We start from the raw sequence: 12,195 nt of genomic DNA on the forward strand, positions 1-12,195 counted from the left end.
CTTTCAACTAACCGAATCGTGCCTGGGCAGTATCTCGCCTTCTCATTATTACCCTATAAGTTCAGCTCAACACGTGTTAGTCTCATAAAGCTTTTTCGCACCGATTTGCACGGAATGCTTAAGATTCATTTGAATATTAATCTATAGAAGTTAATTCCACACTCTATATATTAAACAAAGGTCAGACATCTTACAAATATATTTTCATATCTTTTTATTCAATTTGGCAAAGCCCACTTCGCCAGTGAGAACGCGAATGCTTTGGCTGCCAATCAAGCTCTTGGATGAAATTGCTTATAAACTTCAGAAAGTCTTGTTTTACCGATATGCGTATAGATTTGAGTAGTAGAAATATCTGCATGCCCAAGCATCTCTTGTACGGCTCTTAAGTCTGCACCATTTTCGATTAAATGCGTTGCAAAGCTATGCCGTAAAGTATGTGGCGTGATTTCTTTCTTTATATCCGCTTTTGTTGCATGCTCTTTTAATAATTTCCAACAACCTTGACGCGTTAAACGTTTTCCTCGCTGGTTAATAAAAAAAGCTTCTGTTTTAGGGTAGGTTCCTTGTAATTCTTTTCGGGCATTTTGCAAATAATCATCAATTGCTTGAATTGCACCTTTTCCAAGTGGAATGATCCGCTCTTTCCCACCTTTCCCGAAGACACGGACGAATCCCATTGTTAAGTGAACATCCTCAAGATTCAAGCCGATGAGTTCACTGATCCGCATTCCTGTTCCATACAGCAGCTCCAGCATTGCCACATCTCTCACTCCCTGTGGCTTACTAAGATTTGGGGCTCCAATTAACAGTTCAATCTCTTCAATTGATAATATCTTTGGAAGCTTTTGTTCGATTTGAGGCATCTCCAAATGGATCGTCGGATCGATATCTGCTAGTTTCTCACGCAATAAAAATTGGTGGAATGATCGAATCGAGGAAATATGTCGTGCAATTGTTCTAGCAGAAATCCCTTGATTCCGCAATGCTTCTAAACGCAGTAAGATATGTGTCCGTTCAACTTCTTTTAATGATGGTAAAGCTAATTCTTTATGTAAATAATCGATGTAGCCCTCTAGATCACGCCGATAAGATGATAATGTGTTCGTTGATAATTGTCTTTCAACTTGTAGAAAATGAAGATAATCTAATATCGCTTCTTTTGCGTCTTTCATGGAAATCACCTATCCTTCCATTCTAACTATAGTTATTTTTGGAATAGTGCACAAGCAATCATTCGCCTAACCGGACTGCGGAAAAGTCAGAATTATTTGTGTGCCTGGCACCGGAAATTTTCAAAATTGTTTGGGTGCCTGGCACTTAAATTGCACTAAAAATTAAAAGGATGTACATTCGCTTATTGCTACGAATTGTACATCCTTTAATCATTGCTCTTCTTGTTTATCATGACATCTGTGGCATATACCATGGAATGTTAGACGGTGGTCCTTGATTATAAAGTTCCATCGTTTTTCGACAATACCTTCCACATCTTCAAGCAAATCCTCTTGAATTTCATCTACTGCTCCACATTCAATACAGACAAGGTGATGATGGAAGTGTTTTGCCCCTTCTTGTCGAAGGTCATAACGGGAAACGCCATCGCCAAAATTAATTTTATCGACAATTTTCAACTCAGTTAATAATTCTAAAGTTCGATAAACTGTTGCCAGTCCGATTTCTGGTGCTTTATCTTTTACTAGTAAGTAGACATCTTCAGCACTTAAATGGTCTTCTTCATGTTCTAATAGCACTGCAACTGTCGCTTCACGCTGTGGCGTCAGTTTATAGCCAGCACTATGCAATTGCTTTTTTATACGATCAATACGGCTTTCCATACGACGCCCTCCTAAACTCATTCTATTATAACAAATGAGTAAAAGCTATTACAAGAGAGGGATGAATTATTAAGCGAAACGAACTAAACGAGCATTTTCGTACATTTTTTCCCACTTTTCTATGTGAAACTGCCAAGATTTGGGCTAAAGTACAAGTTATAGGCGAGGGAGCAAATATGTAATTGACACAATTTCACCCACACAAATAACGGATAATGCAATCAAAAGGGTTACAAACAATCTTTGTGAAAAGACGTATTTCTTATTTGGACCAACCTTTTTGGCAGAGTAGACAGAACATAGCATAAAGAGCAGGAAACAATAGATTAATTGAAACGGAAACCACCAGACACTATATATAAGCAAAGATTCTTGTTGTGTTAAAAGAAATACAGAACTAAAGCCAAAGAAAGTAATCTTCACACCAACAACAAATTTTGCCAAGACATGTAAATAAGGATGCGTTGCAAAAAATAACACTAAAACCATCCAAGCAATAAGCGGCAGTACCGTTCCCCAAATCGAAATATCTGTTACATCCAGCACTCTTGGATCAATATAACCTATTAATTTCATAGACTTGTCCAATGGAAAAACTTGAAAACAAATCACGCCACTGACAAAGCTAATCGCTAGAATAATAGCATATTGGATAAATAAGATCGAACGAAACATAAGCATTCTCCTTTCGTTGATACAGCTTATGCTCGTTCTCTATCAATAATACTCTTAAACTAGTTCCGATTTTTCGTAAAAATCTATCATATTTTTATACTAAACTTTTATACTATACTCTTACTGGTTTGCTTTCATCCAGAGTACTGCAAATGCAGTTTTTGCATCGAAAATCCTTTGCTCTTTTACCATTTCTTCAGCCTCTTCTATAGTCACTTCCAATAGTTCTACAAATTCATCCTCATCGAGATCTGCTTTTTCTTCTATTTTATATAAATCTTGTGCAACAAACAAATGAATCACTTCATCCGCAAAACCAGGCGAGGTTGCGAAAGATTGTAAATACTCCAGCTCATGACATCCATAGCCTGTTTCTTCCTCTAATTCACGTCTTGCAGTATGTTCAGGCTTCTCACCTGGCTCTAATTTGCCAGCTGGAATCTCAATGATTGATCTCTCAAGTGCCTTTCGGTATTGCTCAACTAGAACTAGCTTGCCTTCTGCTGTGATGGCAATGATGGCAACAGCCCCTGGGTGGTTCACAATTTCCCTTTTCGACTCATTTCCATTCGGTAATAGTACATCATCAACCTTTAACGAAATCACTTTTCCTTTATAGATTGAATTAGAGCGTAGTGACTTTTCCTCAAATTTCTTCATTTCAAATGCCCCCACTTGTCGTATTTATTATTTTCATTGTACCATTAGTGAGGAATTCGTTTGAAGGAAAGAGGTTCTAAAATGAAAAAAAGAAAACTTGGAAATAGCGAAATTGAAATTTCAGAAATCAGTTTAGGCTGTATGTCTCTTCCTACCTCCTTAACTGATGCAAAGCCAATTGTTGAAACAGCCCTTCATGCTGGGGTGAATTATTTTGATACAGCAGACCTTTATGATAAAGGAATTAATGAAGAACTCGTTGGGGAGTTGCTGAAACCTCATCGCCAAGACGTGATAATTGCAACGAAAGTGGGAAACCGCTGGAATCCGGGTGAAGATGGCTGGCATTGGGATCCATCGCCTTCCCACATTGAGAATGCACTAAAGATGAGCTTAAAACGATTGAAAACAGACTATATCGATGTCTATCAATTACATGGCGGGACAATTGACGACCCTTGGGATGACATTATTGAAACCTTTGAACGTCTGAAAAAGGAAGGATATATTCGACAGTACGGCATTTCTTCAATTCGCCCGAATGTATTTACGTCCTTTTTACAGCAAAGTAATGCAGTCTCGAATATGATGCAATATAGCCTGCTTGATCGCCGCCCCGAGGAATGGTTTGATGATATTGCGGAATCGAATGCCTCTATTGTCACTCGAGGTTCGATTGCTAAAGGTTTATTAACAAATGAATGGCCAAGACGAGCCGAGAATTCAAACGGCTACTTAACTTACTCAAAAGAAGAATTAACAAAAGCACTCACCGAGCTGCAAAATGAGTATGAAGACATCCATGCCCTGAGTTTAGCTTATAACCTCAGCCATCCAGTGGTTGCTTCAACTGTAATTGGAGCTAGTTCACAACAACAACTGATAGAAAACATTAAAGCATATGAAAAATCACGATCCATTCACGACTTTTCACCAATTCAACAGATTACAAAGAAGGATATTTATTCTGAGCATCGATGAAAAAATATATTGTATTAATTATTGCAGTTTTAATTTTATTGTTTTGTGTTTCCAGTATGACCTACCAACAGCAAACCATAGTGCCTACTTTACAGGAAAAATTGGACAGTCAACCTTTCTATCATTTACTAAGCAAAATTGAAGTAACTTATTGGGGACAAACCATCTCAGTCGAAACTCGGGGATATTACTATTTCATTGAGTTTCTTGTACGAAAAGGATTGCATTTCGTTGGTTATGGATTTATCTCCATACTGTTTTATTTAATGTATCGCAAATTCAAAATGAAATTTTCAGTCATTTATGCCATTCTCACAACTTTTATAGTGGCTTCACTAGATGAATTTCGACAAAGCTTTGTGGCAGGGAGAACTGGTATTTTTGACGATGTCATCCTTGATACAGCAGGGGCAGTTACGTTCATCATACTCTTTAAGCTTTGGGTTACTCTCTATCAGAAAATAAAAAATCCAACGTACAAACCTAATAGAGCAAGCGATTAGAGAATGTAGCATTTCGACGTTATATTCTCTTTTTTTGATGGCCACGTTACCTTGCTATTCTTCTTAACTATTATTTTTTTAAAAACCCTGGACCCATTTCATTTTTTTGATATAATGACACTTATCAGTCATTTAGCAAACGAAAGTTTCAAATAAAAGCTGATGAGAACGTTTTGCATCTATGTGAAATCGTTTAAAAATTTTATAGCGGTGATTGCTATGGGATGACTATAGCAGGAGCAATTTCTGGAGAGTTCGCATTTTTGCGACGCCGAAGGGTTCACAATCTCAGGCAAAAGGACAGAAAAGTAACAATGTAGAAACAGATTTATTCTTTTTTTGATATTCAATCAGAAGGAATAATGTTTTTTCGATATTTTATTTTTGTTATTTTTTATGTCATGAGATGGGAATGCTTCCTATCTCATTTTTTTATTTCCAGCGATTATACCAGGTTTTATGAAATTGGATTTGGTGGTATTTGGACAGAATTTAACAAATCAATGAAAGGATTGACAGTGATCTGCTAGATTTGACGGATACAGTTGAAGTGTCGGGACTATTAAATTCTGACCGTGGATATTGAAAATCATGTCGAGATTTTTAACTAGTCTGACGGGAATAAACTAAAAAGAGTCAACACTATACTAGTTTATAGCCACAAATCCCCTTCCAATAAAAAAACAAAAGCTGGCCGCTTACAATCAGGGGGCATACAAATGGAACATCGAGAATTAAAAAGAGATTTAAAAAATCGGCACGTTCAATTAATTGCCATCGGTGGAACGATTGGTACTGGACTATTTTTAGGATCTGGAGCAGCGATTGAAAAAGCAGGACCATCCATACTTTTTGTTTATTTGATTATCGGAACGGCAGTCTTTTTCGTCATGCGGGCTCTAGGAGAATTGCTGCTCTCAAACTCTGGTTATCAATCTTTTACTGATTTTGCAACAGATTATGTGGGTCCTTGGGCGGGCTATGTAACAGGCTGGACTTATTGGTTCTGCTGGATTATGACTGCCATGGCCGACATTATAGCTGTTGGACTCTATGTACGGTATTGGTTTGACATTCCTCAATGGATGCCAGCTATAGCGTGCTTAGTCCTTTTACTAGGTTTAAATTTATTAACGGTCAAACTCTTTGGTGAGTTAGAATTTTGGTTTGCCATCATTAAAATCATCACCATTATCGCACTTATCATCATTGGTATTGTTCTATTAGTGATTGGATTTGAAACTAAGACAGGCGTTGTGTCTGTAAAAAATTTGTGGGAACATGGCGGTCTCTTCCCGAATGGCGTCTCAGGATTTTTATTTTCCTTCCAGTTGGTTGTCTTTTCCTTTGTAGGGGTTGAATTAGTTGGAGTAACAGCTGCAGAAACTGCAAACCCAAGAAAGAACATCCCATCTGCCATCAATAAAATACCTGTACGCATTCTACTGTTTTACGTTGGTGCTTTATTCGTCATTCTATGTATTAATCCTTGGACGGTTTTAAGTGCAGAAAACAGTCCATTTGTACAAGTCTTTGCACTTGTTGGTATTCCTGTGGCAGCTGGAATTATTAACTTTGTTGTATTAACTTCTGCAGCTTCTGCTGGAAATAGCGGATTATTTTCGACAAGTCGGATTATGTTCAACTTAAGTAAAAACAAGCAAGGTGCAAAATTATTAGGGAAATTAAATAAAAATGCAGTTCCGTCAAACGCTCTTTTTGTTTCTTCCATCGTTGTCTCGATTGGGGCATTGCTAAGCTATGCGATTCCGGACTCCGCATTCAGTATCGTTACGACAATTAGCGCCATTTGTTTCATTTGGGTGTGGAGCATTATTTTAATCTCCCATATTCGTTATAAAAAATATCGCCCAAATCTGCATAAGCGATCAACTTTCAAAGCACCTTTAACACCATTTATCAACTATGTAGTGTTAGCGCTGTTTGCAGCTATTCTTGTTATTATTTTTATTTCGGAAGAAACGCGCTCCGCTTTATTGCTAACACCAATTTGGTTCATCTTGTTGATTTTTACTTATGTAATGAAAAGGATTAAATAGAGTTTATAGACAATAGCCAAACTTGAATTTTCGAGCTTGGCTATTGTCTTTTTCTTCTTAAATATAGTTCAGGTATTAGGGATAGTTGTTTCTAAATTTAGCGAGCATGGTTCTCGATTACCTTTAGCCTTCTATTTAATCAGATAGGGGCTCCGAGCTTGCTTCCCGATTGACTCCCGTCTTAGATTTAACCGGTTAAGGCTCTGTGAGATTGCTTTGCGATGAACTTTCCCCTTCTAATTAATCGGCATAGAACTCCGAGACAGCTAAAATCAATTTGCCTAAAATAAATCAAAATAAAAGACCTTCAGAACGAGATTATTCCGAAGGCCATTTATGTAAGTTACCGAGTGCTTGTTCCTTGTGGTAAAACAAAACTCAAATCACCCCAGCAGCTACCCTACTCTAAAACTTTGAGCCTTGATCACCGAATTTGTCTAATAATTCTTCAAAACTCATATTCTTCTCACGTTGTTTGCGTTCGAATGCTAATCGGGCTTGACGTTCTTCTTCTTTTGCTTGCTCTTCCTCAACTAAGCTTTTCTTAGCTTGTTTTAGTTTTGCCAGAACATCGCCATTTAATTGGTCTTGTAATGTTAACGCTTCTTCCTTTTTTGACGATTGTGAAGATGGCGCTTGATTATGGCCTTGTTTTTTCTTTTTCCCCATGACTATTCACCTACTTGAATTTTCAAATTTCACAGTATAGTTTAACATGATTTATAGGAAAACACGATTGTTCGTAAACGAAATTTGCTGCTCCTATGTATCCGACTTTCCGATAATCAAAAGACATACACAAAAATCCATAATCCATTTTAATTGTATCTTCTAATTTAATTTCATCAACTCTACTAATCTGTGCTTTTTTGTGTGTAAAATAGAAGAAATGAGTCACTTAGAGAAGAGGTGTAGAGATGGAAGATTGGTTAAAATTTCTTTCAGCTAATGTTATTTCTCAAATTTTAGAAACTGCCTTTCAATGGTTTGTTGTTGTCGATCGAGATTCGAAAATTATTTATATAAACGATGAATATTGTCATTTCCTTGAAGTAAGTCGTGAGGAAGCCATTGGCAAACATGTGGCAGATGTGATTGAAAATAGTGAAATGCATCTGGTTATGGAACGAGGTACCGCGGAAATCGCCGCGCCGCATTATATTAAAGGCACTTATATGCTGGCAAACCGTGTGCCGATTGTTATGGATGGTGAAATTATTGGTGCATTCGGAAGCGTCATCTTCCGTGACATGAATGATTGGAAGAAGCTAAGTTCACATGTGCGTAAAACGATGGATCAAATCGAAACAAATATAAATCAATATCGTGAATCCTTTTATAACTTGGCCGATATTAAAGGAATTTCCCAAACGATTCGAAAGATCAAAGAAACGATTGCAACCATTGCCCCCACTAAATTACCCGTTTTAATCGAAGGGGAAATTGGTACAGGGAAAGAAATGTTTGCACAAAGTATCCATGGTTTATCAAATCGAGCGGAAAATTATTTTGTTAAAATAAATTGCTCGACCATCCCGAAAGAATTGCTCGAAGAAGAGATTTTCGGGAGATGGGAAGTTTATCAAGATGTTAAAAAAGGACGGATTCAACGTGCAGAAGGCGGCACGCTATTCATCGAAGAAATCAACGAATTACCCATTACTTTACAGGCAAAGCTATTAAAAGCATTGCAAGACCAAAAAATTCAACCGCTTGGGACAGATGAAGAAATTACAATTGATGTACGTTTTATATTGAGCTCAAACGTTTCTCTAGCAGATATGGTGAAAACCAAACACTTTCGCGAAGATTTATTCTACAAAATTCAGGCAATTACATTGCAAATCCCCCCACTACGCGATCGTATCGAAGATTTGCCCGAGCTGATTCAGACATTTTTGAGTAAATATAGTGTTGAAGCAGGTCGACGAGGCATCAAAATCGATCGGAAAGCTTGGTGGAGTCTCCAACAATATGATTGGCCCGGCAATGTCAGAGAACTGCAGAATGTGTTACAAGCTATTATACATCTAGCAGAAGGCAATCAAATTACCTTCGATGTCCTGCCTCTCCATATTCGCCGTCAAAAAACAACCTTCTCAAAGAGCAATAGTACGTTGGAAGAAATGCTTTTTCAAGTGGAAGGACAAATCTTACAAGAATACTTAGACAACGAAAAGGACAAAATGGAGATTGCAAAAAAGCTCGGTATCAGTCGTTCAACTCTTTATGAAAAAATTAAAAAACACAACTTATGACCTAAATTCCGATATTCTGGACACTTATCCAGTATGTCGGAATTTTTTATTCCAATAGATTCTACACACTACAATCAGTTCACTTCAAAAATTCCGAATTTCCGGAATTCTACTCCCATTGTCCTTGTCACATTTTAGACACACCCTATTGCATACACTAAACCATTCTGCTTTAATACAAATTATAGCGCTTTCATACCTATTTTTTTGTTAGTTTTGTATTTTAAAAGGAGATTTTGTTTTATGAAACAATTATTCGATTCGGCACAAGATGCAGTCAAAAGCATTCAAGATGGATCAACCATCATGGTAGGCGGTTTCGGCTTAGTAGGTATCCCAGAACAACTGATACTTGCACTTGTCAATAAAGGGGTGAAAGATTTAACCATCATTTCGAATAACTGCGGCATTGATGGGTGGGGACTAGGGTTGCTCTTAAAAAATAAGCAGATTAAGAAAATGATAGGCTCCTATGTAGGAGAAAACAAGGACTTTGAGCGGCAAGTGCTCGCAGGTGAAATCGAAGTCGAATTAATACCACAAGGAACACTAGCAGAACGAATACGTGCAGGTGGTGCCGGGATCCCTGCCTTCTATACACCAGCTGGGGTAGGCACATTGGTAGCTAAGGGAAAAGTAACGCGTACATTCAATGATAAAGAATACGTGTTAGAAACGGCATTAACAGCAGATTTCGCATTAATCCGTGCAGCAAAAGCAGATACTGTCGGGAATTTAATTTACAACAAGACAGCTCAAAACTTTAACCCAATGATGGCGGCAGCTGGAAAATTCACGATTGCTGAAGTGGAAGAGATCGTTGAAGTTGGCACTATTAATCCAGACGTTGTGCAAACTCCAAGCATTTACGTGCAAGGGCTTCTACAAGCACACCAAGAAAAACGAATTGAACGATTAACAGTACTTCAAGGATAAAGGAGGATTCATCATGTCATTATCACTTAGAGACCGTATTGCCATACGTGCAGAAAGAGAAATTCAACATGGTGATTACGTCAACCTGGGGATTGGGATGCCCACATTAGTAGCGAATCATATATCGGCAAATAAAACGGTCATTTTACAATCCGAAAACGGCTTACTTGGCATTGGCCCCTACCCTACCAAAGCAGAAGTCGACCCGGATTTAATAAATGCCGGGAAAGAAACGGTCACAACGGTTCCGGGAGCAGCCTTTTTCTCTAGTGCTGAAAGCTTTGCCATGATTCGGGGCGGGCATATCGATGTTGCCATTTTAGGTGGCATGGAGGTTTCCGAAAACGGGGATTTATCGAATTGGATGATCCCTGGCAAGATGATTAAAGGTATGGGTGGCGCAATGGATTTAGTGCACGGAGCGAAAAAAATCATTGTCATCATGGAGCACGTTTCAAAAGACGGTTCACCCAAAATAAAAAAACAGTGTTCATTACCTTTAACTGGAAAGGGTGTGGTAAATCAAATTATAACAGAACGCGCATTCATTGAAGTAACACCAAATGGCTTAGCATTAAAGGAAGTATTTGAAGGATTTACGATTGAAGAAGTTGTCCAGTCGACAGAGGCTAAATTAATTTTAGCGGATGTTCTGGAGAATGTATCAATTTAAACAATCAAATTCGCCTTGGCGTATTTGGGCCCGGATTTTACCCGAACTTGTGGGGTAATTCTTCTAAAAATCTGTGGCATCCGCCGGAGGCTTAGGCCAATAGGATGTTGGTCACTTAGACGATGCCACAGGACGTGGCGCACTTCGACTAAATTCATTAATTTAATCTGGGTTATAACCTAGCTGAATTGCAAAACTTTTAGCATTTATCTCACCACTTATATAAAATGGAAGATTTTATGCTGAATGAAATTAAAGGGGGTACATGGGATGGATGGAAATGTAACATTGAGTATGATTGGTCTTATTGGTGGTCTTATTTTACTTATTTGGTTAACGCTTAAAGGAATTAATATTATTATTGTTGGACCTTTATCTGCCCTATTTGTGGCAGTAATGTCAGGCATGCCGTTATTTCCGCAGCTTGCTGAAGAAGGAGCCGCAAACTTTGTGTCAAACTATATGATAGGCTTTACAGGGTTCATCATGTCATGGTATATGATGTTCCTGCTCGGCGCAGTATTCGGTAAAGTAATGGAGGATAGTGGTGCAGCCGATGCCGTCGCGAAATTCGTTGTAGATAAATTGGGAATGAAATACGCAACCCTTGCAATTGTTATCGCCTGTGCGATTTTAACTTACGGAGGCGTTTCACTCTTTGTTGTAGCATTCGCTGTTTATCCAATGGCTATTTCGCTATTCAAGCAGGCAGATTTACCACGCCGTTTCATTCCGGCAACTTTAGCATTAGGTTCGGTAACTTTTACAATGACCTCAGCTGGTTCACCAGAGATTCAAAACTGGATTCCGATGGATTATTTAGACACTACTCCCTATGCAGGATGGGAAGTTAGTATAATCGTTGCAGCATTCATGGCTATATTCGGTTATTGGTGGTTAAAACGTATAATCAAAAAAGCCGTTGATAAAGGCGAACGTTTTGTGGCTCGGGAATCAGATCCATCATTCGATACAGAACGTGCATTACCAAACCCGATAATGGCGTTCATTCCACTAGCGGTGGTATTAGTCATTTCATTTATCTTCCATGATTCACTGAAGCAATCTGCATTAATTTTAGCCTTACTAGGTGGTATTATTGCAACATTTATCGTGAGCTGGAAATACTTCAAAAACGCTTGGGGGGCCGTTTCTGAAGGCACGGTTGGTGCGATTATTGCAATCGGAAATACAGCTGCCGTTGTAGGTTTTGGCGGTGTAGCAAAAGCGGTACCAGCCTTTGGCGTAGCCGTTGATGCAATGACGCACATTCCAGGTTCACCATTAATTGGTGCTGCTGTCGCTGTTTCAGTGATTGCCGGGATGACAGGATCTGCTTCCGGTGGTCAGTTAATCGCCTTGCCGTTACTTGCACCTGGCTATGTGGACGCAGGTGTTAACCAAGAAGCACTCCACCGAGTTGTAGCCATTTCTTCTGGTGCACTCGATTCTTTACCACATAATGGGTATGTTGTAACGACGATTCAATCCGTTTGTGGCGAAAAACATAAAGACGCTTATTGGTCTGTTGCAGCAACAACCGTTGCAACCCCAGCAATTGGTGTGGCAATCGCGATTATTTTATTCTCTTTAGGTATAGGTATTTAAAGC

Annotated in this window: 12 protein-coding genes and 1 riboswitch; of the genes, 7 read left to right on the forward strand and 5 right to left on the reverse strand. The window is 38.6% G+C overall.

What is annotated here, in order from left to right:
• Positions 1-272: 272 nt before the first annotated feature.
• The 4 genes from xerD to ACFQU5_RS04310 all read right to left on the reverse strand — a co-directional run bounded on the left by xerD (position 273) and on the right by ACFQU5_RS04310 (position 3,173).
• Positions 273-1,175, reverse strand: a complete 903-nt coding sequence (gene xerD / locus ACFQU5_RS04295; protein WP_390285095.1) for a site-specific tyrosine recombinase XerD — start codon at positions 1,173-1,175, stop codon at positions 273-275.
• 210 nt (positions 1,176-1,385) lie between these two features.
• Positions 1,386-1,838 carry a ferric iron uptake transcriptional regulator gene (gene fur / locus ACFQU5_RS04300; RefSeq protein ID WP_390285098.1) on the reverse strand — a complete coding sequence of 151 codons (453 nt, stop codon included), beginning with the start codon at positions 1,836-1,838 and terminating at the stop codon, positions 1,386-1,388.
• Positions 1,839-1,994: 156 nt separating this feature from the next.
• Complete coding sequence (locus ACFQU5_RS04305) at positions 1,995-2,513, reverse strand: hypothetical protein (RefSeq protein WP_390285101.1); 519 nt, start codon at positions 2,511-2,513, stop codon at positions 1,995-1,997.
• 120 nt (positions 2,514-2,633) lie between these two features.
• Positions 2,634-3,173, reverse strand: a complete 540-nt coding sequence (locus ACFQU5_RS04310; RefSeq protein ID WP_390285104.1) for an NUDIX hydrolase — start codon at positions 3,171-3,173, stop codon at positions 2,634-2,636.
• An 81-nt stretch (positions 3,174-3,254) separates the two neighbouring features.
• Between ACFQU5_RS04310 and ACFQU5_RS04315 the strand changes: the two genes are divergently transcribed.
• The 3 genes from ACFQU5_RS04315 to ACFQU5_RS04325 all read left to right on the forward strand — a co-directional run bounded on the left by ACFQU5_RS04315 (position 3,255) and on the right by ACFQU5_RS04325 (position 6,717).
• Entirely contained in the window at positions 3,255-4,154 is a 900-nt protein-coding gene (locus ACFQU5_RS04315) for an aldo/keto reductase (RefSeq protein ID WP_390285106.1), read from the forward strand.
• A complete protein-coding gene (locus tag ACFQU5_RS04320; protein ID WP_390285108.1) occupies positions 4,151-4,657 on the forward strand; it encodes a VanZ family protein in 507 nt (168 codons plus the stop codon). Before ACFQU5_RS04315 ends, ACFQU5_RS04320 begins: the two co-directional genes overlap by 4 nt.
• Before the next feature lie 236 nt (positions 4,658-4,893).
• Positions 4,894-4,971, forward strand: a riboswitch (glycine riboswitch).
• 405 nt (positions 4,972-5,376) lie between these two features.
• A complete protein-coding gene (locus tag ACFQU5_RS04325) occupies positions 5,377-6,717 on the forward strand; it encodes an amino acid permease (RefSeq protein WP_390285110.1) in 1,341 nt (446 codons plus the stop codon).
• Positions 6,718-7,122: 405 nt separating this feature from the next.
• On the opposite strand, the gene ACFQU5_RS04330 is transcribed toward ACFQU5_RS04325, so the two are convergent.
• Positions 7,123-7,386 (reverse strand): YqkE family protein, encoded by a 264-nt coding sequence (locus ACFQU5_RS04330; protein WP_390285112.1) that lies wholly within the window; start codon positions 7,384-7,386, stop codon positions 7,123-7,125.
• A 248-nt stretch (positions 7,387-7,634) separates the two neighbouring features.
• Here ACFQU5_RS04330 and ACFQU5_RS04335 point away from each other — a divergent pair, with 248 nt between their 5' ends.
• From ACFQU5_RS04335 to ACFQU5_RS04350, 4 genes are all read left to right on the forward strand, one after another.
• Positions 7,635-8,975, forward strand: a complete 1,341-nt coding sequence (locus ACFQU5_RS04335) for a sigma-54 interaction domain-containing protein (protein WP_390285114.1) — start codon at positions 7,635-7,637, stop codon at positions 8,973-8,975.
• A gap of 243 nt (positions 8,976-9,218) precedes the next feature.
• Entirely contained in the window at positions 9,219-9,911 is a 693-nt protein-coding gene (locus ACFQU5_RS04340; RefSeq protein ID WP_390285116.1) for a CoA transferase subunit A, read from the forward strand.
• A gap of 13 nt (positions 9,912-9,924) precedes the next feature.
• Positions 9,925-10,584 carry a 3-oxoacid CoA-transferase subunit B gene (locus ACFQU5_RS04345; protein WP_390285118.1) on the forward strand — a complete coding sequence of 220 codons (660 nt, stop codon included), beginning with the start codon at positions 9,925-9,927 and terminating at the stop codon, positions 10,582-10,584.
• A gap of 270 nt (positions 10,585-10,854) precedes the next feature.
• Entirely contained in the window at positions 10,855-12,192 is a 1,338-nt protein-coding gene (locus tag ACFQU5_RS04350) for a GntP family permease (protein ID WP_390285120.1), read from the forward strand.
• The last annotated feature ends 3 nt before the right edge of the window (positions 12,193-12,195 follow it).

This window comes from Ureibacillus sp. GCM10028918, from assembly GCF_042666115.1.
GTDB lineage: Bacteria > Bacillota > Bacilli > Bacillales_A > Planococcaceae > Ureibacillus.

Bases quoted from the DNA above. Each gene is read 5' to 3' on its own strand.
- xerD (WP_390285095.1), bottom strand. From the start codon at position 1,175: ATGAAAGACGCAAAAGAAGCGATATTAGATTATCTTCATTTTCTACAA.
- fur (WP_390285098.1), bottom strand. From the start codon at position 1,838: ATGGAAAGCCGTATTGATCGTATAAAAAAGCAATTGCATAGTGCTGGC.
- ACFQU5_RS04305 (WP_390285101.1), bottom strand. From the start codon at position 2,513: ATGTTTCGTTCGATCTTATTTATCCAATATGCTATTATTCTAGCGATT.
- ACFQU5_RS04310 (WP_390285104.1), bottom strand. From the start codon at position 3,173: ATGAAGAAATTTGAGGAAAAGTCACTACGCTCTAATTCAATCTATAAA.
- ACFQU5_RS04315 (WP_390285106.1), top strand. From the start codon at position 3,255: ATGAAAAAAAGAAAACTTGGAAATAGCGAAATTGAAATTTCAGAAATC.
- ACFQU5_RS04320 (WP_390285108.1), top strand. From the start codon at position 4,151: ATGAAAAAATATATTGTATTAATTATTGCAGTTTTAATTTTATTGTTT.
- ACFQU5_RS04325 (WP_390285110.1), top strand. From the start codon at position 5,377: ATGGAACATCGAGAATTAAAAAGAGATTTAAAAAATCGGCACGTTCAA.
- ACFQU5_RS04330 (WP_390285112.1), bottom strand. From the start codon at position 7,386: ATGGGGAAAAAGAAAAAACAAGGCCATAATCAAGCGCCATCTTCACAA.
- ACFQU5_RS04335 (WP_390285114.1), top strand. From the start codon at position 7,635: ATGGAAGATTGGTTAAAATTTCTTTCAGCTAATGTTATTTCTCAAATT.
- ACFQU5_RS04340 (WP_390285116.1), top strand. From the start codon at position 9,219: ATGAAACAATTATTCGATTCGGCACAAGATGCAGTCAAAAGCATTCAA.
- ACFQU5_RS04345 (WP_390285118.1), top strand. From the start codon at position 9,925: ATGTCATTATCACTTAGAGACCGTATTGCCATACGTGCAGAAAGAGAA.
- ACFQU5_RS04350 (WP_390285120.1), top strand. From the start codon at position 10,855: ATGGATGGAAATGTAACATTGAGTATGATTGGTCTTATTGGTGGTCTT.